Below are 22,340 nucleotides of genomic sequence, written 5' to 3' on the forward strand. Positions count from 1 at the left end.
AAACCACATACTTATGTGATGCTTTTTTTAACATAACGAAACGGTTTCACTGACAAACGGCAGGATATGAGGATAAGATGCAGGTGCTGTTAAAAACAGTTTCCGACATAAACATGCAGGACCCATCTTTCACATTCATATGCGATTGAACAGGATTGTTTTCCGTAGCATTTTTGCATCATCAAACAAACAATATATAAGCATTATGAAAGGAAAATTCATTACCACAGCACTGATTATTGCAGTGATAGCAGGTGGTAAAAAAGCGACAACTCTCTAACTCAGGAACCGATAGCAATATACCGGTCCGGCCCGTAAGCCGGACCCCTGAAAAGGGTCGCCTTTGTTGGTTTACGACCAACAAAAATAAATCTGGCAAGTTTGGGTTTTTTATAAGCAGTATGTTAGAAGCAGAGCAACAGGTTACACAACAAGTGTGTAACCTGTTCTCATTTTAGTAGGATGTTAAAGTCTTCTTCATAATTAAGTCGACCGGAATCGTCGGAGTATTGTTATCCGATTGCTTATTAAATGCTTTTGCAAAAAAAGAAAGCTGACTACCGCTTTTCAGATTAGCAATATCGCCTTTATCAGATGTAAATTGAAATACAAAAAAACAGGATTGATCCAAATGTTCAATTTTACATTCCACAGGTGCGAGCAACAGCTGTTTTTCAGCAGTAAAGCCATATAAAACTGATTCTTTTGATTGACCGCTATCCATTTCTACCTTTTTTCCCTGCTTTACAATGCTATAGTGACAAATAATATCTGCTTTTACAGGCTTGTCACCCTTATCTAATTCTTCCTTATAAGGTTGGATATGGATGATAAAACGATCTCCATTATGATTTACCCATTGCCAGCTACCATAGTACCGTTCAGGATCATCTCTTTGTAAACGTAAATCTCTTATAGAAGCCAGATTGGTTATTGGATATTCTTTTAACGTAACGGCTGTTTGAATAGTAGTATCTACAGATGGCTGCATTTCTGCTGCTTCCAAAGCATTCACATACATCATAAAAACCAACACAGAAAACACAGGAATTCTTTTTTGCATGGCTAAACATGGTTTATTTAAAAATACGACTATTTATCTGCCGCTTATAGAATTTGCCTTTTATAAAAAAGCTTTGCATTTAGCTTAGCTGAAATTCTATCAGCAATGAAATCTTTATTAATAGTTATTGCCATCTTCACTACAGGTTTTTCTGTTTATGCACAAAAAAACAGTAAGGCACTGATACATGCTGAACGTTCTTTTGCTTCTTATACGGTAGCCAACGGAATTAAAAAAGGCTTCTTACAGTTTTTAGACAGTAGCGGGTTGGTTTTCCCCGGAGCAGATGCAGTAAACGGAATCAGCTTTCATAGTAAGTCGCCTGGGAATGCCGCTGTGCTTAATTGGGGTCCGGAATATGCGGTTATCAGTGCTTCCGGTGATTTTGGTTTTACCACCGGCCCTTATCATTTAAAAAGATCTGCTAACGATACGGTAAGTGGCCGCGGACAATACAGCAGCATTTGGCATATCAATGATAAAGGAGAATGGAAAGTGTTGGCAGATATGGGTACGCGTTATACACAGGAAAGGAATATTCCTTTATCTGTTGCAGAACTCGACCTGGGTAAAGTGACTACAGAAAAATTTGATCTGAATGAAGTAATTAGCATTGATCAACAATTAAATAATCAACTAAAAGAAAAGGGTTCGGCTGCTTATGCTCCATATCTCACGGTACAAAGCTGGTTCAATATGAATCAATTTGCGCCGGTTATGGGTGCCAGAGATATTGGCAACCTATTGAAAGCGATTTCTCACCCATCAGATTTCTTATTTGTGAACGCAGGCATAGCTTCCTCAAAGGATATGGCATTTACCTATGGCAAATCGAGCAAGGGGCCCTATCTCCGCGTATGGAGCAAACAAACTGCCGGATGGGTATTACTATTACAGGTGAGTAGTGAATAGTGAGCAGTGAGTGAATGGTCAATGGTGAATAGTGAATAGTGAGTAGTGAGTAGTGAGTAGTGAGTAAAATAATTTGTTTGCATAGATCCTCATTCACCATTGACCATTCACCATTCACACCCACTGCTAACTTTAAAAAAAGCCCGGCAAGACTACCGGGCTCTTCCCTGGCGGGAAACCTATGGAAAACAGAGAGAAAGATGAATGCGTTAAAAAAATACTTCCTGATTCGATATAGGATACTTCTTATTTCTCTGTTCCTACAGCCTGACTCCTGCAGACAGGGTCACATAAAACATATTCTTTCCACGCTCCGATAAATCGGGTCTGCCTGCTACGGTTATCAGGTTCTGCGGCATTACATAGGCTGGTGTTACAGCCATATTGAATTTGCCTTTTACAAATACAATGGGTATGGCTGCTTCATAGGATAATATATTGAATTGCGTTACGTTCTCTGTGGTTTGTTGCGTAACAGGTATACCCAGCACATTTTTTCTTTCCAGGTATGTGTTACTGAATTTTTGTGTTCCCAGATTCGCGGTGAACGAAGGTGCCAGTGCAATCGCCGCATTGTTCATTCCCTTATTAAAGATGAACAGGTGATCTACACCCAGACTTGCATTCACATCTGTCTGATTACTGAATAATAAGCTGATACCTCCATTGAAGTTGAGTATTTTATTCAGGTAACTCAGATTGGCTCCTGTTTGTGAACGCAGGGCCGACTGTACCAATGTACTTTCATCTTTATACAGGAAACGGGATACAAAAATATTTCCTGAGAAATGATCTGTTTGCGGAAACCGATAACCGGCTTCTAGCGTTGTACCTGTATAAGCCGCTGACTGCATACTATTTTGTACAAAGATGAAATTGCCCTGTGCATACAATCCACTCTTCAACTGAAAACCCAGTGTAGGAAATAATCCACTGCTTCGCAAACTATCTGTACGGCCAAAAAAATGCAGTGCCGACTGGTAGTTAAATGAAGCATTGAACTCATTCTTAGCGGGTTGTTTTTCACCAGCTTCCTGAGCGAATGAAAAAATAGGCAATACAATGGCCAACCAAAGCATTGACCTGCTTTTGGACAGTTTCATAACAATAGTTTTAGTATGGTTAAGTCAGCGGCTTATCAAAAAATATACAAGGGGTGGGAAACTTGTCTTAGCTACCTGATTTCGCTTTTGCCTTAGCTTTCACTTCTGCACTTGCAGAGGCAGATGGTTTTACTTCCTTAGCTTTCGCCTTTGCTTCAGTGGCTTTTTCAAGACCCGCTTCTTTTACTGCTTCAGCTTTCTCTTTGGTATCAGCTACTTTGTCTTTTGCCATCTCTTTCTTTTCTGCTACCATATCAGCACCTTCACGCAAAGGAAGTTTGGCATTGGCATTCAGCTCAGCTTCTGAACGGGTAGCTGCGCGTACCAGGCCTCTTTCTTCACCTCCTGCATTACTGTTGAGCTCTGCCTGTGAAGAAGCTTTTACATTGGCGTTGGCATTTACACTGGTATTGGCGTTTACACGTTGAACAGATTCATTAGCCATCAATGCAGTTCTTTTGGTAGCAGAAACAGTGGCGTTCGTAGCTTTACCAACAGTTACCGTTGTTCTGGCTGCTGCATTGGTAGCGGCCGTTGTGGCTCTGGCTGCATTAACTGTAGCTCGTGTGGTAGCAGTAGTAGTACTGCGTACACCTAATCCCAATTGTGCATCAGCAGACTGAAAGAAAAAAAGACCTGCGAATGCTGCTGTGGTTTTAATGATTGTTTTCATGATAGATGGATTTTAGTGATCATTTGGTTTTCATTTTCATCTTTTCAAGTACCGTGCCAAAAATAAAAAAGAAGCTAAAATCCTTTCTCGGCAAGGGTTGTAGAGAAAAGAAAAATATTATATGTACCAAACAGACTTATAACAAGTTTCGATAAATAATACAGACTGGTATTTTTACATTTTTTAAACAAAAACCGAATCATTAATTTGTTCCAAAATAATTCTATGCGAAAATTGATGCTGTTATGTTTACTCGGTTTGGGGTTGAATGCCAACGCTCAGTATCAACAGGATGTTGTTTCTGGCGATGCTATTATTAAAGCGCTGTATGATGTGATCTCGGGACCGAGTTCAAAAACCCGCGACTGGGATCGTTTTCGTTTTCTTTTCGGGAAAGAAGCCAGAATGATGACAGCTGTTCCTCATAAAGACAGTGGCACCATTATCCGAACCATTACGCCTGAACAATACATTGAAAGAAACGGGAAACGACTGCAGGAAATTGGTTTTATAGAAAAGGAATTACACCGAATTACTGAAGCACATGGTGCGGTAACACATATGTTTTCAACGTATCAGTCAGACTTTACTGTCAATGGTAATGCACAGCAATCACGTGGCATCAACAGTATTCAGTTATTTTATGATGGCAGCCGTTATTATATTGTTTCTGTTTTCTGGGATGGTGATTCAAAAAAAACAATCGATAAAAAATACCTTGGTAATTAATTATTGTTGATCGCCGACCGGTAAAGACTCTGTGTAAATTTGTTAACTTGTAGTATGAATCTGTCTGCTTATGAATTGTATGCCTGTGGCGATCATGCTTATACACTTGATTTTGGTCAGCAGATAGATGCCGAAATCAATCATTTCATCATCAGCCTTTTTCATCAGCTACAAAAAGAAGCACATCCTTATGTTCTTGATATTATTCCTGCTTATAGCAGCATTACAATCGTTTATGATGCACTAAGTTTTTCAGTCAATGCAGATACTGCCATTATTATCAGACAATGTTTAACAGATGCCATGTTAAAAGCCGGGAAAACAAATGCAGATTCATCAACCCGGACCGTACGTATACCCGTTTGTTATCATCCTTCGCTGGCACCTGATCTGGAAACAGTTTGTCATTATCACCAGATAGATATCGATACACTCATTGCACTGCATACCCGGAAAACATATCGTGTTTTCATGAATGGTTTTCTTCCTGGCTTTGCTTATATGGGTTCAGTAGATGAACGCATTGCAACTGCACGGCATATGACGCCCCGTAAAATGGTGCCTGAGGGCAGTGTGGGTATAGCAGGTGAACAAACAGGTATTTATCCCTTTGCTTCACCCGGAGGCTGGCAGCTGATCGGCAGAACAGCTGTAAAATTATTTGATCCGTCTTCAACTACACCCTGTATGTTACAGCCAGGAGATGAAGTGCAATTTTATTCCATTCCTATTGAACATTTTAAAGCATGAGTATCCGTATCATCAAAAGCGGTCTACTCGATACCGTGCAGGATCAGGGAAGATATGGTTATCAGCATCTCGGTATTAACCCGAACGGGGCAATGGATACGGTTGCCATGCGTATGGCAAATGCATTGGTGGGTAATGATGCAGGGGAAGCTGTATTGGAAATGCACTGGCCTGCTCCGGTTATTCAGTTTGAGGAAGATACCTGTTTTGCCATTAGCGGGGCTTTGGTAGCGGCTCAGATCAATAAAGCATTCGATATACCTGTTAACAAAACCATTTTTGCAAAAGCCGGCAGCCGGCTTTCTTTTGAAAAAAAGCAAAAAGGTGCCCGTTTATACCTTGCCATTCAGGGAGGTTTCCAACTCACCCCATGGCTACATAGTAACAGCACGCAAATGCAGGTTCTTTACGGTGGAGCATTGTTAAAGACAGGAGATATACTTTCTGTTAAAAAAAAACACGTCTCTCCGTTTAATGAAACAAAGACTGCAAACTGGCATATACAATCACCTATTGATTTTTCTGACAAGCACATTCATTTTACAATTGGGAAAGAATGGTCATTACTGGATGACACCATACAGCAACTATTTCTGGAAAGTGATTATCAGATAGACAATAACAGTAACCGTATGGGTTATCGTTTAAATGGCACTACTATTCTTCTTCCTGAAAAGGTAGAATTGGTTTCTACCGCCGTTACCCGCGGAACCATTCAGTTATTACCCAACGGACAGCCCCTGGTTTTGATGGCCGATCATCAAACTACAGGTGGCTACCCCCGAATCGGTCATGTAATCAGTGCAGATATTCCTAAACTGGCGCAACTGGAGCCCGGTGGCAACATCCGTTTCAAAGAAATATCCATCCCGGAAGCCCATAGCAGGTTACATGCTTTGAATTTACATTTGAAACAAATGGAAATAGCTTGTAAATTGAGGATGCAAGATGTCAGATCGCAGATATCAGATTTAAAGTAAATGTTTTTTACAAATCTGATATCTGCGATCTGACATCTGCCATCTTCTTCTATGTACATCGATCTGAACTGCGATATGGGTGAGGGCATGAGTAATGATGCTGCTTTGATGCCGCTTATCAGCAGCGCCAATATTGCCTGTGGCTTTCATGCAGGCGATGAAGATACCATGCGTCGTACGATTGAGCTGGCTTTGCAACACAATGTGTCCATAGGTGCTCATCCTGGTTTCCCGGACCGTGAAAACTTTGGCAGAACAGAAACGGATTTCCCTGAGGAAGATATTATTTCCATCGTTTCTGAACAGGTATATCAATTACTGGATCTTGTTTTTGCCATGGGAGGAAAATTAAAACATGTAAAACCACATGGTGCCTTGTACAATATGTCGGCAAGAAATTATTCACTCGCAGCTGCCATTGCCAATGCAGTTTATGAAATAGATGATCAACTGGTTTTATTCGGACTCAGTGGCAGTGCCAGCATACAGGCAGCAAAAGATATTGGCTTAAAGGTAGCCAATGAGGTATTTGCGGACAGAACCTATCAGGATGATGGATCACTCACACCCCGCAAACAATCCAATGCGCTAATTACAAATAATACTGAATCGGAAAAACAGGTTCTACAAATGATCCTTAAAAAAGAAGTGACCAGTATCAACAGAAAACCTGTACCCATTCAGGCCGATACCATCTGCATTCATGGTGATGGTGAACAGGCTGTATCTTTTGCACAACAAATTAAACGCCTGTTGCATGAAAATCAGATAGATTTACGATCTTTTCATCCTTGAAAATATTGCAGAAAAATACCGCAATTACCGGTGCCGCATTTCTGATGGCGACATCTGCCATTGGTCCTGGTTTTCTTACACAGACAACTGTTTTTACCCAGAAACTCTTGGCCAGTTTTGGCTTTGTGATTCTGGTTTCTATTTTGCTCGATATTATTGCACAGGTAAATATCTGGCGTATATTATCTGCAACAGGTAAACGTGCACAGGATATTGCGAATGACATGTTACCGGGTTTAGGGTATATACTTTCTATACTCATTCTTGCCGGAGGCATTGCTTTTAATATTGGTAATATCGGCGGCTGTGGTCTGGGTATTGAAGTATTAAGTGGCTTACCCAATGTATACGGTGCTGCCATCAGTTGTGGTATTGCCCTCTTTATTTTCTGGATGAAAGAGGCCGGCAGTATCATGGATCATTTTACAAAATTGCTGGGTGTAGTCATGGTATTACTGACTATTTATGTAGCTATCAGCTCACACCCTCCCGTACTCCAGGCGGTTCATCGCAGTTTTATTCCTGAAACCCTCGATGCCAAAGCCATAGTAACACTGGTAGGTGGTACAGTAGGTGGATATATTTGTTTTGCTGGCGGACATCGTTTGCTGGATGCCGGCTTTAGCGGTACCCAAGCCCTTCCCGCTGTTACCAGAAGTGCTGTTACGGGTATCTGTGTTACCGCAATCATGCGTATTGTTTTATTTCTGGCGGTACTGGGTGTAGTGAGTGCAGGTAATATACTGGATGGCACTAATCCACCGGCTTCTGTTTTTAAAATTGCGGCCGGCGAAATCGGCTATCGTTTTTTTGGTGTAGTCATGTGGTGTGCAGCTATCACATCCGTTGTGGGGGCTGCTTATACTTCGGTTTCTTTCCTAAGAACCTTCCATCCCTGGATCGAAAAAAATTATCGATGGCTCATTACCGCTTTTATTCTTTTGTCGGGATGCCTGTATATCCTGATCGGTAATCCTGTAAAAATTCTGGTTACAGTGGGCGCCTTAAACGGATTGATTTTACCTGTTGCCCTTGCCGTTATGTTACTGGTCATCGGAAAGAAAAAAATAAAGGGTTATCAACATCCTTTATGGTTAACAGTTAGTGGCTGGCTGGTAGTATCAGCCATGGGTTATATGAGTTATCTTACAATCAAGGGCTGGCTGGCCTGATGACGGTAGGCTTTCTTAATTTCTTCTGCATTAGACGCAGGATTTACTTCTTTCAGTTCAATCTTATGTATCAATATCTCAACATTCTCACGTTGGTTATGCATGCTCTTATTATAAAAACGATCGTAATACTTTAGCAGAATGGCAAATGCACCCCTGATATCATTTTCCAATAAGCAGTTCACAGCTGTTTTGGTTTCCAATCCCCCCAACCGTTTCTGAATACGGATGGTAGCATTTATCAGTTTTTCTTTTTCAAACCTGCCATACTGTTCAGTGATATAATCAAGTCTTGATTCAAAAGAAATATCCATGAAATAGACCCGCCTTGTTCGCAGAAAGGAAAAAAACTTCATCGGAATATTGACTTCGCCAATACGCTGACTTTCATCTTCTGTCCAGATATGTGTGGCCCCATGCAAAGCAGTTAATTCATACAAACGCTTTGCCAGCAGGTTTTCAAACATTTCCTGTTTGGGCTGTGGCGGCTGGCCAAGATTCCCGAAGGCAGAACCTTTATGACAGGCAATACCTTCCAGATCAAGCACCGCCTCTTTCATATTATGTAGTTTGTGCAGGGTTTCTGTTTTGCCACTACCGGTATAGCCACCAATGATAGATATTGGATATTCTTTTTCAAATTGTTTCAACGCCCAGTTTCTGTAAGCCTTATAACCTCCTACGATTGTATACACTTTAAACCCATACAGATCAAGTAGCCAGGCAACACCTGCACTTCTCATACCCCCACGCCAGCAATAGACGTATACCTTTTTCTCTGTTTCCTGTTTTTTTTCTTTTGCAAGGTATTGTTCAACAAGTTCCTCCACTTCCTCCACCATCTTCACCATCTTCGGCCCAAAATATTCCAGTCCGATTTTTATGGCTCGCTGTTTACTCTCCTGTTTATAGGCAGTTCCTACTACTTTTCTTTCTTCGTTTGTAAACAATGGTAAGTTATGGGCCGATGGTATATGCGCGTGTTCATATTCAGCCGGGCTTCTTACATCAAAGACGGGCTGACCTTGCGATTGTGTAATAAAATCTTCTATGAGGAGCCGGGTTATGGGCATAGATGCAAAGTAAACAGACTTTATTGTAACTTTTCAGCCATGAAGGAACTTTTGATCATACGACATGCAAAAAGCAGCTGGGCGAATGCTTTTAGTGGCGATTTTGATAGAACCCTCAACGATCGTGGCCACCGGGATGCACCCCGTATGGCTGAAAAAATAAAAGGAAGGGGTGTGGCTATTCAGGCTTTTCTGTCCAGCACCGCCAACCGGGCTTTGACCACTGCTGTTTATTTTGCAGAAGCCTATGGTAAAACAAAAAAAGACATCCTTCTGTTTCCCGAGCTTTACCATGCGCCGGAAAATATTTTTTATGATGTGATTGAAAAAATTCCAGCCAACATATATACTGCGGCCATTTTCTCACATAATCCAGGTATTACAGATTTTGTAAATGGTTTAACTGAAACCCGGATCGATGACATGCCTACCTGCGGCATTTTTGCCATACAGATAGATAGCGATCATTGGAACAATTTCAGTAGCCTAAAGAAAAGTTTCTGGTTTTTTGAATACCCCAAGCTGGATGTATGATATCAGATCGCAGATGTCAGATGTAGAAAGGTATACACATTAAAAATCTGACATCTGCGATCTGATATCCTACATTTATTTCCTTCTATTCACCACAAACACTCCTGCAAAAATACAGAGTGCTGCGAGGGCTTTGGTAAGGGTGAAATGTTCGCCCATAAATAACATGGCAATAATGGCAGCAAATACCGGTTGCGTGTAAATATAGGAACCCGTTGCGGATGAGCTGAGTACTGAAAGTCCGTAAACATTCAACAGATACGCAATAAAAGTGAGGAACAGGGCTACAAAAGAAAGTGCTACCCATTGCGCCGGTCCGAATGCTCCCCAGTTGGTATCAATAAACTGTTCTATGCCAAAAGGCAGAATCATGAAAGTACCGAAAGTGAATACCCATCGTAAAACATGAATGGGTTTATATCGTTCCATCAATGGTCGTACCATCACTAAATAGAATGCATAAGAAACCGCATTGATAATGATCATCAGATCGCCCAGTAATACATCTTTTCCGTTTTGCTGTATGTCTTTTGATAAAATCAGCATGGCAGCACCGCCAATACCCAGGGCAAGACCCAGCAGTTTCTGCAGGGTTAATTTTTCGCGTAACAGCCATGCAGCAATAATGGTAATGAAAATTGGTGTACCCAACGATAACAGTGAACTGTGTATGGCAGTAGTAAGCGATAAGCCCTTAATGAAAAATAATTGATTGATAGCAACCCCCGTTATGGCACATAATAAAAAACGTGGGATATCTTTTTTTTCAATCCCCGCTTTGGCAGGCTTCATTAAAAAAACCAGCCAGAACAATACCAGACTCGACAATACACGTACTACATTCAGTGCAAAGGGAGCAATGTATTGGGGGGTTATGGTTTTAACCACTGCATAACCCGATCCGAAAATGAGGTTGGCACCTAATACAGCGAGATGGGCTTTTGTGTTTTTAGTCATACAAAGCACAAAAATAGATTTTTCTACCCACCCCGTTTTTTCGAATTGCGATGATTTGAAATGGCTGCTATCAGCGTTTTAATTTTCGCGACATTAAATACGGTCAGCTCCGGAAAGCGATAGCTATGCAGGCGGCTTTGCTCAATAGCACTTGACAGGTTAAACAATTCCTGCTTCATCCGTATCGCATAATTTTTATCCTGTAGCCTATCTGCCAGGTATTCCTGTTCTGTTTGTCCTGGTGTTGGTACCAACACTGTTTTAACTTTTAACTGCATGAGTTCCATGAGGCTGGTATAACCACTTCTTACAATCACCAGTTCTGACTGCAGTAGCATTTCTTCCAATGCCCCCGTTTCGAGGTGGTTATAGTGGCGTAAAAAAGAGGGTAGTTCCTTTCCGGCCGCTTCGGCAGGTAATCCGCGTACCAGTGTAAGTGGCTGTGCAGATTGTATTGCCTGTTCTATCAGTTTCTCTTCCAAAAGGGTTCGCTGTGGTTCCGGACCAGAGAGTAAGACGGTAATGCCTTTTTTTTCACCGCTTTGTTTTCCCGTAAAACGGGTAAGCAAGCCAAGGTATTCAACGGGTATCCGCGGTTTTGAAGAGGGATGCGATAAAGCGCCGGCGAGTCCGCCGTCAGCTTCCATATCGGGTACCCAACACTGGGTAAAACGGTTGATATAGCGATAATTGATACGCTGAATCAGCTGTTCCAGCCATCTATAGGGTGCTTTGATGGTAAGCTGGTGGGTAATAAATACACAGGGTATTTTGTTGGTCCATAAGCCATACCGGTTATCAGAAATCACCAGATCGATATTGTGCTGTTCAATTGCCTGCTCCAGCCAGCGGTGTTCCCATTGAACAATATGTAGTAAAGCAGGTAATTGCTGTATAATTTTAAACGGCAGCCAACCTCCGGAGCGACTATAACGTATCTGGTATCCGGGGAGCTTTAGGAAAGGGTGTTGAGGAAACTCTTTACTGAGTAGTTTTTCCTGTGGTCCATCAGTAGCAATAATTACCCGGTAACCAGTAGAGGTAAGGGCATGAATGAGTGGTATACAACGGGTTGCATGACCGAGGCCCCAGTCGAGGGGTGCTACTAAAACGGTTTGTATGTTAAAATCGGTCGACAAAAGGAAGCGGGTTCTTATTTTCTGAACGAAAGATGTACTTTAGAACATCAATATGAAACGGAAAATAAACCAAATAATCGTTTTACTGTTAGTTATTGCATTAGTGGGCAGCTCATGCGGTATTTTCCAGAAAGGAAGAAACGGTAAAGGCGGATGTAACTGCCCCAATAATGTTCGTTAAAGCACTGTTGGTATGAAAGATATGAACCGGGATCTCTGGCTGCTTTGCAAACAAGACTATATGACCCAGTCTGAACTGGATCGTCAGGTAAACCTGTTAAATACCCTATTATACCATACGGAGAGCTGGCCTAATTTCTGCCAGGCTCATGAAATTCTGGATATCAACCGACGTAAAATTATCCGCAAACCCCATTTAATGCAAGGCATTTTGAAAGAACGTGAGATGAAGGCGTTTGTGTTTGTGAATAATCTGAATTGATGATATAAGCTTCAAGCCGCAAGCTACAAGATAGATTTTTCTTGCGGCTTGAAGCTTGTAACTCTATTTAAGTCTTTCTAATGCCGCTTCGAGTTTTCCTAACATTTCAGCTATTTCTTCTTTTTTGCAGGTGCCCACGCTTAGGCGGTACCATGGATTATTGGCACCTGCACCAAAGGCAGAAAAGGGAACCACGGCAAGTTTTGCTTCTGCCAATATATAAGAAGTTACATCTGATTGTGTGGCAAGTAAGGTTCCTTCAGCAGTTGTTTTACCGCTGAGATCAAGTTTAATCGTTAGATAGATAGCCGCCTGCGGAGCAATTGCATCTACGCTATAACCCTTTTGTTGTAAGGATTTCAGGCCATCATGTATATTTCTTAACCTGAGTTCAATTTCTGCTTTGAACTGTTGCAGGTATCGCTGAATATTTTCTTTCTGTAATAAATATTTTGCCACCGCTTTCTGTTCAGCCATGGGCGCCCAGGCACCTACATGGCTCAGTATCGCTTTCATTTTGGCAATTACAGTTGCCGGACCCAATGCCCAACCCACACGAACACCTGTTGCTGCAAATACCTTGGAAATACCATCAATAAAAATGGTGTATTCCTTCATAGCTGGTCGTAAACTGAGGGGATTATAATGCACTGTATCACCAAATGTAAGTGTCCAGTACATCTGGTCGAACATGAGGTAACATTTTTTTTCTCCGGTTCCTCTGCTGGCATTCTCTTCCAGTATAAGATCGCAGATTGCTTCCATGCTTTCTTTTTTCAGCGTAGTACCGGTAGGGTTTTGCGGAGTGCAGATGCAGATCAGTGTAGCACCCTTGATATGTTTACGCACATCTTCCACCGTTGGCATAAAATCGTTTTCGGGTGAACACTGAATTACGCAATGTTCAGCATCCGTAAGATGTGTATAGTGATTATTGTTCCAGGAAGGTACACCATAGATAACTTTATCACCTTTGTCTACAATGGCTTTGAAGAGCGTATAAATCAGTGGACGTCCGCCAGAAGCTATTTGTATTTCTGTGGTATCGAAATCAAGTCCTTCCCATTCTTTAATAAAAGTTGCTACTGATTTGCGGAGATCGAGTACCCCTTCAGCAGCTGGATAACTGGTATTACGGTTTCGATACGATTCAATAATCAGTTCTTCCAGTTCTGCAGGAATGGGAAATACAGCCGGATCAAAATCGCCGATGGTGAGATTATAAATCTTCTCGCCATTGCGTATTCTTTCGCTGATAGCATTGCCTAATTTTACGATTTCACTACCGGAAAGGGTTTCCGCCAAATGACTCAGTTTCGGTGCACTCATAATTGAAATATTTAATCCGGCCGCAAAATTAGGTTTTTCCGATGGGTTAGCCGTAGGAGAATTGTAAAAGAAAAGCCACAGATTCACAGTTTATATTGTTGTAATCTGTGAATCTGTGGCTAAAGGATCACCATATGTTCTTATGGTTACCTGAATATTACTAAAAAAGGGCTGCAAAAAATTGCAGCCCTTTAATCAGTCAGCTATAAAAATTATTCGAGGGTTTTATAATCCTTAAACAATTTCAACTCAATTGTTTCAGCTACAGAACGAAGTGTTTTCCATTTGGCATCAAACAGGTCATTCGCTTTTTTAATCACTTCACTGATCTTATCTTCTGCCTCTTTCATCAGCCTGTCTTCCTGTTCACCAGGAATGGCGGTTTTGCCCATCACTGTCTGACGAGCTTCGCCCAATATTCCATTCACAGTCACCTGCGGAATATTTCCATATCCCTGTTTGGTTTGTGGTTTACCATTCAACATGGTACGGATATCTGTTAAACCATCTCTGATGGGTTTAATGCTCTTGCGGATCGTATCTGCTTTCTTCGCATCCAGATTTGGTAAGGCTGTTTCAAGTTTATTGAGAATGGTTTCAGCATCTACCATTCTGTCGTTCAGATCACCCAGACGCATGGCACTTTTATTCAGTCTGTCATTGGCTTTGCGGATGGCGTCACGTACTTCTTTAGGCGTAGGTGCATATGGATCATCGTTCACAACAATCATCACACTATCGCTCAGGTTTCTACCCAAAGTCAGTACCACCTTATAGGTTCCGGGATCAACCGGTAATCCAGGGGGCTCGGCATTAAATGCACCGCCACCACCAGCTGCACCTCTTCCTCCACCACCACCGCCACGGCCACCACCACCGCCGCCAGTGCGAACGCCTTTTCCTTCCATACCCCAATAGTATTTATTCAGACCTGTGTCTGCTTTCGTACGAATGGTACGTACCAGTTCATTAGCCGCATCAAAAAAGCGGAGGGTTACCGTATCGCTGATTCTGTTTCTTCCGGTATCACTGGCTGTTTTGTTTACAAAGAAACTAATGGGTGCACCTGCTCTTTTGTTCTCTCCTTCATAAGAACCCCAGATGCTGTATTCAATACCCGATGCCAGTTTACGTTTTGCCTGATAAGCAGGCGGAGGTGCAAAAGCAGTGAGCTTATTGCTGAATAATTGTCCTTTATTGGCTGCCAGTTTACGCAATGGATTGATATCATCCAGTATATAAATGGCACGACCAAATGTAGCAATTACCAGATCAGATTCTCTTTCCTGTATCACCATATCATACGTTGATACAGACGGATATCCATTCTTGAATTGTTGGAAACTGTTGCCATAATCAAAGCTGATAAACAGACCCTGTTCCGTGCCTACAAAAATCAGGTTGGGTTCTGTCGGATCCTGTAATACACATAAGGTATATCCGGTTACTTTTTTCTCATCAACTAAACTGGTCCAGGTTTTACCAAAATCAGTTGTACGGAATAAATAAGGTTTATTGTTTCCTCTTCTGTAATCGTTCACCACCACATAAGCCTCTCCGGCATTATGACGTGATGCACGTATCTGTGGTACCCATGCGCCGGTTGGCATACCGGGTATTTTACCACGGAAATTGGTCCAGGTTTTACCACCATCGGTTGTTAACTGTACATTACCATCATCCGTTCCTACCCATATCACCCCTTTCTGTTTGGCAGAGGGTTCAATGGCCAGTATGGTACAGTGGTTTTCTGCACCGGTAATATCTACTGATAAACCACCATTATTGCTCTGGTCAATTTTAGCACTGTCATTGGTAGTGAGGTCGCCGGAAATCTGTGTCCATGAAGCACCCTTATCTGTACTCATATTCAATAACTGACTTCCGTAATAAATGGTTTTTTTATCGAAAGGATCCTGAGCAATGGCTGCATTCCAGTTAAAACGCTGGCGAATACCGGTAGCCGTTGTAGGAGGACGAATGCTCCAACGCTCTCCTGTGGCAATATTGTAACGACCTACACTTCCACCCTGACTCATACAATAAACCCAGTTTGGATCTTCTGCGTCGGGCATCACATCAAAACCATCACCGCCGGCAACACCCTGCCAGAAAGCATTGCGGATGCCACTCTGTCTCCATACATATGCCGGACCATGCCAGCTGCCATTATCCTGCAAACCACCCATTACATTGTATGGAATGTTATTGTCTACATTAATATGATAAAACTGCCCGAGCGGTAATTTCTCATCAAACTGCCAGTTTTTACCACGATCTCTTGTAATGGCAATACCACCATCATTACCATCAATAATAAAATTGCCATCTTTCGGATGAATCCAGAATGCATGGTGATCGGGGTGGATACCTGCATAGGGAATCACTGTTTTAAATGTTTTACCGGCATCCTCACTCACGGTAATGATCTGGTTAATATTGTATAACCTGTTTTCATTGGTAGGATCTACGGCGATATCCTGAAAATAAAATGCACGGTTGGTTACAACAGCTGCATCACTATTTACCAGCTCCCAATTAAAACCACCATCATCACTTTTGTATAAACCATTCTTGGTTGCTTCTACCAATGCATACACACGTTTGGGATCATTGCGTCCGATGGTAATACCGATACGGCCATAGTCGCCATCAGGCAATCCATGAGCTTTACCCAGCTTGGTCCAGTTTTTACCACCATCATAGGTTACATAAAAACCGCTGCCCTTGCCACCGCCCTGTAAGCTCCAGGGTGTACGCAGGTGCTGGTACATGTTTACAAATATTTTATTGGGGTTGGATGGATCCATCACCATATCACCCACACCCGATGTTTCGTTGGTATATAGAATTTTGTTCCAGGTAATACCACCATCGGTTGTTTTATATACACCACGTTCTGGATGTGCAGCAAAAGGATTACCGATGGCTCCTACATACACGATATCGGGGTTGGTTGGATCAATGAGAATACGATGGATATTGCTGGTTTTCTCCAGACCCATCATTTTCCAGGTCTTTCCACCATCAATACTTTTATACAACCCAGCACCCAGACTGATAGAGTTACGGGGATTACCTTCACCTGTACCAGCCCATACCACGCTGGGATTGCTTTGTGTAATTGCCACTGCACCTATATTTAAAATAGGCTGTTCATCAAAAACAGGATCCCAGCTGGCACCTCCATTCTCAGTTTTCCATACACCACCACTGGCGGTACCCAGATAAATGATGTTGGGATTGGCCCATACCGCATCAATAGCCGTAACACGACCACTCATACCTGCCGGACCAATACTGCGGGGCTTTAAATTTTTGAAATGTTTGGAAAGATCTGCCTGTTGGGCAAAAGAAGATATTGCAGTGCCAAAAAGCATTGCAACAAACAGTAGTTTTCTCATTCAATTGGTTTTTGGAATCCGGAATTTCCGAAATGCAGCGCAGTTTGCCAAATATCAGGGATGGTTGGTTGAGGAGGGAGACCGAAAGACCGAAAGTCCGGAAGATGATACATTAGTAGTAAAACCACAGTGGTAAAGGAGTACGGCACAGTATTACACGGAGGTTGCTTTACTGAATCGATCACCTTGCGGACTTCCGGTCTCCCGGACTTTAAGACTTTCATCTTATATTTAAATTTCAACTGCTACGTTTGAAAAACACTTTTGTAAAAGGATCCCCGATTCAAGTAGGCCTATATGCAGCGTTGGCTGCTTTTCTTACGTATACCATGATTTTTGGATTTCGCAAGTCTTTTACCGTATGTACATTCGATGGCATGACCGTTGGCAGCCTCAGTTATAAAACGGTACTTGTACTCAGCCAGATGCTGGGTTACCTCGCTGCTAAATTTTATGGCATTAAATTCATCGCCGAACTAAAACGTTTTGGTAGAAATAAAATCATACTCATCTTAGTGGGTATAGGCTGGTTGGCCTGGTTATGCTTTGCACTGATACCGGCACCTTACAATATTCCTTTTTTATTCATCAATGGTTTTCCATTAGGCATGTTATGGGGTGTGGTATTTTCTTATGTGGAAGGAAGAAGAAGTACAGATTTTATCGGTGCCGCACTGGCAGTTAGTTTTATTTTCTCCTCAGGTTTTGTAAAGTCTGTAGGTGGATGGCTGCTTCAACTCGGTATTTCAGAATTCTGGGTGCCTTTCTGTACCGGATTGGTATTTGCATTGCCCCTATTATTTTTCATCTACCTGATGGAACGCATCCCCCCTCCTGATACAGCAGATGAAGAATCAAGAATGAGCAGGATACCGATGAGTAGTGAGCAAAGAAAATTATTCATCAGGCAATTTTTGCCCGGTTTGATTGCCTGTATATTTATTTATGCTTTTGCCACACTGTTCCGTGATATCCGCGATAATTTCAGTGCCGATATGTGGAAAGAAATGGGCTACCTGAACCAGCCTGCTATTTTCGCTAAAACAGAAACACCGATTACACTTATTATTCTGGTACTGATCGGCAGCATGGTCATGATTAAAAATAGTTTTAAAGCGCTGATGATAGCACATGTACTCATTGCTGCCGGATTTATACTGGCGGGTGTCAGCACCTGGTTATTTACCCATGAAATCGTTTCGCCGATGTGGTGGATGATTCTTGTAGGACTTGGCCTGTACATGGTATACATTCCCTTTAACTCTGTTTTTTTTGAAAGAATGATTGCGGCTTTCCGGTTCACCGGTAATGTAGGGTTTCTGATTTACCTCGCAGATTCATTCGGTTACCTGGGTAGTGTAAGTGTGCTCCTGAGTAAAGAAATTTTTAAAGTACAATTAAACTGGGTAGCTTTTTTTTCCAATAGTGTGATGATTTTATCAGTAGCAGGTGTACTTATTACGGTATATGCAGGATATTACTTCTGGAAAAAGAAACCTGTATAAAGCGTTCTGTTAATCATATTCGTTTACCACTTATACGTTGTTTATGTCCTCTATCAACCGAAGAAATTTTCTACGTAGTTCAGGCGGCATCGCTATCCCTGCAGTATTGCCTTTATCTGGTTTACTGGGCAATGACCGTCAGCAACAGAGCGATTTGCCCACCCATCCGCAGGTTAAGTTTTTTGGTGATGGTGAAATGTATGAGCCTTCAGACTATATAAGGATTTTGGCAGAAGCTGATAAAACAGTTGCTATTGCTAAAGACCGTTACGGTGTGGGCGGCGTAGTAGAAGCGCTGGAAAAAAAATTTACAGTACTCACCGGTAAAGAGAAAGCCATTTTCATGCCCAGTGGTACATTGGCCAATCAATTGGCGATTGCTGTACTAAGTGGTAATAAAAGCAAAGTATTTGTTCAGGAAACCAGCCATGTATTTCGTGATGAGGCTGATGCCGGACAATCTGTTTTTCAAAAAAGACTGATACCGCTTGCCAAAGAAGAACCTTTTTTTACCGCTGCACAACTTCAGAAAACAATAGATGATATGGGTAATGCAGAAGCCTTTCTTACAGGCTTTGGTGCGGTGTCTATTGAAAATCCTGTACGGAGAGCGGATGGCAGGATGGTGCCCATCCATGAAATTAAACAGATCAGAAAATATTGTCTGGAGAAAAAAATACCCATGCACCTCGATGGTGCCAGACTCTATATAGCATCGGCATGGTCGGGTATTTCCATACAGGAATATAGTCAGTATTTCGATACAGTGTACATCTCATTGTACAAATACCTCGGTGCCAGTGCTGGTGCCATGCTTTGTGGTGATGCCGCTGTAATTGACCAGATGAGTCATCTCATTAAAATTCACGGTGGCTCCATGTATGGCAACTGGACCAATGCAGCCATGGCTTTACACAGAATGGAGGGAGCAGAAAAAAGATTTGCGGATGCTAAGAAGCTGGGAGAAGAACTATTCAACGCATTGAATAAAACAGGAAGGTTTAGTATTCAGCCCTTGGATAATGGCACCAATATTTACCGCTTGACTGTTGCAAAAAATATAGATGGAAAAAATTTACAGATCCAACTCAACCAACAATTCAATATAAGAATACCCAGACCGGATAACAATAATGAGGCACTGATTTCGGTGAATGAAACGATTTTGTACCAGCCACTTGATTATTTGATCAACTCATTTTCAAAAGCCGGACTGGGATAAAACGGATTATTTGATGAGCTATGATATACTTAGCAGATCATAGCTCATCAAATAAAATCATAACTAATCCAAGTTCTTTTTTTCATATTTCTTCTTTGCCTCTTCTGCCTTCTCAAAATCCAAAACCACACCATTAATACAATAACGTAATCCGGTTGGTGGTGGGCCATCTTCAAATACATGTCCTAAATGGCTTTTGCAACGGCCGCACTGTACTTCTGTTCTTACCATTCCGTGAGTATTATCGGGCAGGTAAATAATAGAGCTTTTGGTAATGGGCTCATAAAAGCTGGGCCATCCACAACCACTATCGAATTTGGTATCGCTTTTAAACAGTGCATTGCCACAAACTGCGCAATAGTAGGTGCCTATTTCCTTAAAGTTTTCAAACTTACTGGTCCAGGGCCGCTCAGTACCTTTCTGGCGGGCGATATAATACACTTCAGGTGAAAGAATTTTTTTCCATTCATCTTCCTTCAGAACCACTTTCGATTTATCGGTCCGGGAATATACCGGGTTATTATTTTTTTCTGTGCTGTCCATTTTTGTTTGTTTCGATGGGGTATTTTGAGAATAACAACCCTGAATAATGAATGTTGACAGGGCTATTGTGAATAAGAACTTCATATGCTAAAACTTTTGATACATTAAAATTACGTTTATAGGCGCCGAAAAGTTTGCATCATTACTGACGAACACCTGTTTTTTTCCTTACAAATGGGTTTTATTCAATGTTTTAATGCTTTGTTAAATGTTTTTTAAGGCTTTGGGCTTATATTTGTAACTCACGCAAGGTTAGTTAGTACATGTTTAATATTATTCTGTTTGGACCTCCCGGCAGTGGAAAAGGTACGCAAAGTGAAAAACTGATCGCTACCTACGGATTAAAACACCTCTCGACCGGCGATTTATTACGCAGTGAAATAGCAGCCCAAACCCCTCTTGGACTGGAAGCTAAGTCTTTTATGGATAAGGGCCAGCTGGTTCCTGATGAAGTCGTAATCGGAATGATCAGTTCTGCCCTCGACCAAAACCCTCAGGCCAAAGGTTTCCTCTTTGATGGGTTTCCCCGTACCGAAGCACAAAGTATTGCGCTGGACAAACTCCTTAAGCTCAAACAAACAGAAATCGGAGTGGTACTGGCACTTGACGTAAGCGAGGAAGAACTCGTGAAACGCCTGCTCAACCGTGGTAAAACCAGTGGCCGAAGCGATGATACCAATGAAACCGTAATTCGTGCACGCATTACTGAATACCAGCAAAAAACGACCGTTGTAGCCAATTACTACGCCGGCTTCGATAAAGTGGTACACATTAAAGGTGAAGGTACTGTTGATGAAATATTTGCTTCGCTACGCAGCGAGATAGACCAAAGACTGTCTTTATAAAGATACATAAAGTTTTTTACAACCAACAACCAACTGCGATCCCGTCATACCAGCTATGATGGGATTTTTTATGTATAAATTCGACAAAACACTGTTAAAGCTTTGTGTATTGGGTTTTCAGCTTGTTCATACTCCCTAATTTTGCAGTCCCCCCGTTGTTGTGGTGCGGATAAATGGTGTGTATGAACAAACAACAGAAAAAATCTCTTTTCAGCGCAGTTATCTCAGCTTTACTCATTTCCCTGGTTTTTAGCCTCACTGGCTATACGGTAAAAACATCTCCAGCCAGCAAATCAATCACCAGGCCGACCTATCATGATGCCATAACGGAAGACGCTTTGAATTTATATGAAACATTGGACCTTGATAAACTTGGTCTGTCAAGACAGGCGCTGCTTTATGCACTGAAAGGATATAAAAAACTACAGGAAAAAGGTCAGCTTACCAATGATGCCATCTTATCTGTTATCGATTTCAGTTTGCCTTCTACGCAAAAGCGCTTTTTTGTAATTGATCTTACCAACGATCGCTTACTCTATCATACCTATGTATCGCATGGAAAAAATTCGGGTAAGCTGGTAGCACAACGTTTTTCGAACCGAAGCAGCAGTTACCAGAGCAGCCTTGGATTTTATACTACAGGACCCACTTATATCGGCAAACATGGTTTTTCGCTCCGCTTAGTAGGCCAAGAAAAAGGCATTAACGATAAAGCCCTGCAAAGAGGTATTGTAATACACAGTGCCGATTATGCAAGTGAAACATTTGCACGTCAGCAGGGTTATCTGGGAAGGAGCCAGGGCTGCCCGGCTATTCCCGAAGAAGTGCATAAAGACTTGATTCAAACCATTCAGAATGGTTCCTGTCTTTTTATTTATTCGCCTGCAGCGGTTTATAGCAGACAATCGAAACTGATTTAATGTTTACCGGACTTCAATCCGGTGCAGGGATTGAATTGCTGGCAACTACTTTGCCAGCCTACGCTTACGTGCGTACAAACCCAATTATTTCATTTCAATCATGATCTTTTACAGGATTTCTTTCGTGCTGTCCAGACTTTCAAAGTGTACAATATACATTTCTGAAAATTTTCTTTATGACTGTCATCATCTAAAACGATGCAGCATATTTCAGTCCGGTGAAACCACACACATTTTCCTTATCATTTGT

Annotated in this window: 21 protein-coding genes; 12 read left to right on the top strand and 9 right to left on the bottom strand. The window is 41.8% G+C overall.

All coding sequences use genetic code 11. The annotated features are described in order from the left end of the window. Positions 1 to 454: 454 nt before the first annotated feature. Complete coding sequence (locus tag BC659_RS06795) at positions 455 to 1,063, bottom strand: hypothetical protein (RefSeq protein ID WP_133473909.1); 609 nt, start codon at positions 1,061 to 1,063, stop codon at positions 455 to 457. Between the two features lie 105 nt (positions 1,064 to 1,168). Between BC659_RS06795 and BC659_RS06800 the strand changes: the two genes are divergently transcribed. Next, positions 1,169 to 1,975 (top strand): Cif family virulence factor, encoded by an 807-nt coding sequence (locus BC659_RS06800; RefSeq protein WP_133473910.1) that lies wholly within the window; start codon positions 1,169 to 1,171, stop codon positions 1,973 to 1,975. A 260-nt stretch (positions 1,976 to 2,235) separates the two neighbouring features. Here the strand turns inward: BC659_RS06800 and BC659_RS06805 are convergent, their stop codons facing one another. Then, on the bottom strand, positions 2,236 to 3,078 hold the full coding sequence (locus tag BC659_RS06805; protein WP_133473911.1) for a hypothetical protein: 843 nt from the start codon (positions 3,076 to 3,078) through the stop codon (positions 2,236 to 2,238). A 67-nt stretch (positions 3,079 to 3,145) separates the two neighbouring features. Further along, on the bottom strand, positions 3,146 to 3,751 hold the full coding sequence (locus BC659_RS06810) for a hypothetical protein (RefSeq protein WP_133473912.1): 606 nt from the start codon (positions 3,749 to 3,751) through the stop codon (positions 3,146 to 3,148). A gap of 225 nt (positions 3,752 to 3,976) precedes the next feature. Here BC659_RS06810 and BC659_RS06815 point away from each other — a divergent pair, with 225 nt between their 5' ends. The 5 genes from BC659_RS06815 to BC659_RS06835 are packed head-to-tail and all read left to right on the top strand — an operon-like array spanning position 3,977 to position 8,177. Further along, positions 3,977 to 4,480: a hypothetical protein gene (locus tag BC659_RS06815; protein ID WP_133473913.1), complete on the top strand. Its 504-nt coding sequence runs from the start codon at positions 3,977 to 3,979 to the stop codon at positions 4,478 to 4,480. A 54-nt stretch (positions 4,481 to 4,534) separates the two neighbouring features. Beyond that, positions 4,535 to 5,230: a 5-oxoprolinase subunit PxpB gene (gene pxpB / locus BC659_RS06820; protein ID WP_133473915.1), complete on the top strand. Its 696-nt coding sequence runs from the start codon at positions 4,535 to 4,537 to the stop codon at positions 5,228 to 5,230. After that, positions 5,227 to 6,210, top strand: a complete 984-nt coding sequence (locus tag BC659_RS06825) for a 5-oxoprolinase subunit C family protein (RefSeq protein ID WP_133473917.1) — start codon at positions 5,227 to 5,229, stop codon at positions 6,208 to 6,210. The genes pxpB and BC659_RS06825 overlap by 4 nt, the downstream gene beginning before the upstream one ends. A 51-nt stretch (positions 6,211 to 6,261) precedes the next feature. Then, entirely contained in the window at positions 6,262 to 7,005 is a 744-nt protein-coding gene (locus BC659_RS06830; RefSeq protein WP_133473918.1) for a 5-oxoprolinase subunit PxpA, read from the top strand. Then, on the top strand, positions 7,002 to 8,177 hold the full coding sequence (locus BC659_RS06835) for an NRAMP family divalent metal transporter (RefSeq protein WP_246027087.1): 1,176 nt from the start codon (positions 7,002 to 7,004) through the stop codon (positions 8,175 to 8,177). The genes BC659_RS06830 and BC659_RS06835 overlap by 4 nt, the downstream gene beginning before the upstream one ends. On the opposite strand, the gene mnmH is transcribed toward BC659_RS06835, so the two are convergent. Continuing rightward, entirely contained in the window at positions 8,147 to 9,250 is a 1,104-nt protein-coding gene (mnmH, locus tag BC659_RS06840) for a tRNA 2-selenouridine(34) synthase MnmH (RefSeq protein ID WP_133473919.1), read from the bottom strand. The two genes, BC659_RS06835 and mnmH, sit on opposite strands and share 31 nt — an antisense overlap. Positions 9,251 to 9,289: 39 nt before the next feature. Between mnmH and BC659_RS06845 the strand changes: the two genes are divergently transcribed. Continuing rightward, the gene (locus BC659_RS06845) at positions 9,290 to 9,784 is read left to right on the top strand and encodes a SixA phosphatase family protein (RefSeq protein WP_133473921.1); all 495 of its coding nucleotides are present in this window, start codon (positions 9,290 to 9,292) and stop codon (positions 9,782 to 9,784) included. Between the two features lie 75 nt (positions 9,785 to 9,859). Here the strand turns inward: BC659_RS06845 and BC659_RS06850 are convergent, their stop codons facing one another. Both BC659_RS06850 and BC659_RS06855 read right to left on the bottom strand, forming a co-directional pair. Continuing rightward, positions 9,860 to 10,741: a DMT family transporter gene (locus BC659_RS06850; RefSeq protein ID WP_133473922.1), complete on the bottom strand. Its 882-nt coding sequence runs from the start codon at positions 10,739 to 10,741 to the stop codon at positions 9,860 to 9,862. 23 nt (positions 10,742 to 10,764) lie between these two features. Next, entirely contained in the window at positions 10,765 to 11,880 is a 1,116-nt protein-coding gene (locus tag BC659_RS06855) for a glycosyltransferase (protein ID WP_133473923.1), read from the bottom strand. Between the two features lie 241 nt (positions 11,881 to 12,121). Between BC659_RS06855 and BC659_RS06860 the strand changes: the two genes are divergently transcribed. Beyond that, positions 12,122 to 12,322: a hypothetical protein gene (locus tag BC659_RS06860; RefSeq protein WP_211340718.1), complete on the top strand. Its 201-nt coding sequence runs from the start codon at positions 12,122 to 12,124 to the stop codon at positions 12,320 to 12,322. Positions 12,323 to 12,385: 63 nt separating this feature from the next. On the opposite strand, the gene BC659_RS06865 is transcribed toward BC659_RS06860, so the two are convergent. Next, positions 12,386 to 13,651: a pyridoxal phosphate-dependent aminotransferase gene (locus BC659_RS06865; protein WP_133473926.1), complete on the bottom strand. Its 1,266-nt coding sequence runs from the start codon at positions 13,649 to 13,651 to the stop codon at positions 12,386 to 12,388. A 212-nt stretch (positions 13,652 to 13,863) separates the two neighbouring features. Next, positions 13,864 to 17,055 (bottom strand): WD40/YVTN/BNR-like repeat-containing protein, encoded by a 3,192-nt coding sequence (locus tag BC659_RS06870; protein ID WP_133473928.1) that lies wholly within the window; start codon positions 17,053 to 17,055, stop codon positions 13,864 to 13,866. A 251-nt stretch (positions 17,056 to 17,306) separates the two neighbouring features. Here BC659_RS06870 and BC659_RS06875 point away from each other — a divergent pair, with 251 nt between their 5' ends. Both BC659_RS06875 and BC659_RS06880 read left to right on the top strand, forming a co-directional pair. After that, positions 17,307 to 18,560 (top strand): DUF5690 family protein, encoded by a 1,254-nt coding sequence (locus BC659_RS06875; RefSeq protein ID WP_133473929.1) that lies wholly within the window; start codon positions 17,307 to 17,309, stop codon positions 18,558 to 18,560. Positions 18,561 to 18,603: 43 nt separating this feature from the next. Next, positions 18,604 to 19,782, top strand: a complete 1,179-nt coding sequence (locus BC659_RS06880) for a threonine aldolase family protein (RefSeq protein WP_133473931.1) — start codon at positions 18,604 to 18,606, stop codon at positions 19,780 to 19,782. Positions 19,783 to 19,845: 63 nt separating this feature from the next. Here BC659_RS06880 and msrB read toward each other — a convergent pair whose 3' ends face one another. After that, positions 19,846 to 20,409, bottom strand: coding sequence for a peptide-methionine (R)-S-oxide reductase MsrB (gene msrB / locus BC659_RS06885; protein ID WP_133473932.1), 564 nt, complete (start codon positions 20,407 to 20,409; stop codon positions 19,846 to 19,848). A 179-nt stretch (positions 20,410 to 20,588) separates the two neighbouring features. Between msrB and BC659_RS06890 the strand changes: the two genes are divergently transcribed. Then, positions 20,589 to 21,170, top strand: a complete 582-nt coding sequence (locus tag BC659_RS06890; RefSeq protein WP_133473934.1) for an adenylate kinase — start codon at positions 20,589 to 20,591, stop codon at positions 21,168 to 21,170. Between the two features lie 182 nt (positions 21,171 to 21,352). After that, entirely contained in the window at positions 21,353 to 22,090 is a 738-nt protein-coding gene (locus tag BC659_RS06895) for a murein L,D-transpeptidase catalytic domain family protein (RefSeq protein ID WP_133473936.1), read from the top strand. Positions 22,091 to 22,340 lie beyond the last annotated feature (250 nt).

Origin of the sequence: Sediminibacterium goheungense (assembly GCF_004361915.1) — a bacterium.
In the GTDB taxonomy this organism is placed as follows: domain Bacteria; phylum Bacteroidota; class Bacteroidia; order Chitinophagales; family Chitinophagaceae; genus Sediminibacterium; species Sediminibacterium goheungense.

What these genes read in the sequence shown, in the direction of transcription:
- BC659_RS06805 (WP_133473911.1), bottom strand. Translation starts at nt 3,078, where the DNA reads ATGAAACTGTCCAAAAGCAGGTCAATGCTTTGGTTGGCCATTGTATTG.
- BC659_RS06810 (WP_133473912.1), bottom strand. Translation starts at nt 3,751, where the DNA reads ATGAAAACAATCATTAAAACCACAGCAGCATTCGCAGGTCTTTTTTTC.
- BC659_RS06815 (WP_133473913.1), top strand. Translation starts at nt 3,977, where the DNA reads ATGCGAAAATTGATGCTGTTATGTTTACTCGGTTTGGGGTTGAATGCC.
- BC659_RS06880 (WP_133473931.1), top strand. Translation starts at nt 18,604, where the DNA reads ATGTCCTCTATCAACCGAAGAAATTTTCTACGTAGTTCAGGCGGCATC.
- BC659_RS06830 (WP_133473918.1), top strand. Translation starts at nt 6,262, where the DNA reads ATGTACATCGATCTGAACTGCGATATGGGTGAGGGCATGAGTAATGAT.
- BC659_RS06890 (WP_133473934.1), top strand. Translation starts at nt 20,589, where the DNA reads ATGTTTAATATTATTCTGTTTGGACCTCCCGGCAGTGGAAAAGGTACG.
- BC659_RS06895 (WP_133473936.1), top strand. Translation starts at nt 21,353, where the DNA reads ATGAACAAACAACAGAAAAAATCTCTTTTCAGCGCAGTTATCTCAGCT.
- msrB (WP_133473932.1), bottom strand. Translation starts at nt 20,409, where the DNA reads ATGAAGTTCTTATTCACAATAGCCCTGTCAACATTCATTATTCAGGGT.
- BC659_RS06845 (WP_133473921.1), top strand. Translation starts at nt 9,290, where the DNA reads ATGAAGGAACTTTTGATCATACGACATGCAAAAAGCAGCTGGGCGAAT.
- BC659_RS06870 (WP_133473928.1), bottom strand. Translation starts at nt 17,055, where the DNA reads ATGAGAAAACTACTGTTTGTTGCAATGCTTTTTGGCACTGCAATATCT.
- BC659_RS06850 (WP_133473922.1), bottom strand. Translation starts at nt 10,741, where the DNA reads ATGACTAAAAACACAAAAGCCCATCTCGCTGTATTAGGTGCCAACCTC.
- BC659_RS06825 (WP_133473917.1), top strand. Translation starts at nt 5,227, where the DNA reads ATGAGTATCCGTATCATCAAAAGCGGTCTACTCGATACCGTGCAGGAT.
- BC659_RS06795 (WP_133473909.1), bottom strand. Translation starts at nt 1,063, where the DNA reads ATGCAAAAAAGAATTCCTGTGTTTTCTGTGTTGGTTTTTATGATGTAT.
- BC659_RS06800 (WP_133473910.1), top strand. Translation starts at nt 1,169, where the DNA reads ATGAAATCTTTATTAATAGTTATTGCCATCTTCACTACAGGTTTTTCT.
- BC659_RS06865 (WP_133473926.1), bottom strand. Translation starts at nt 13,651, where the DNA reads ATGAGTGCACCGAAACTGAGTCATTTGGCGGAAACCCTTTCCGGTAGT.
- pxpB (WP_133473915.1), top strand. Translation starts at nt 4,535, where the DNA reads ATGAATCTGTCTGCTTATGAATTGTATGCCTGTGGCGATCATGCTTAT.
- BC659_RS06860 (WP_211340718.1), top strand. Translation starts at nt 12,122, where the DNA reads ATGACCCAGTCTGAACTGGATCGTCAGGTAAACCTGTTAAATACCCTA.
- mnmH (WP_133473919.1), bottom strand. Translation starts at nt 9,250, where the DNA reads ATGCCCATAACCCGGCTCCTCATAGAAGATTTTATTACACAATCGCAA.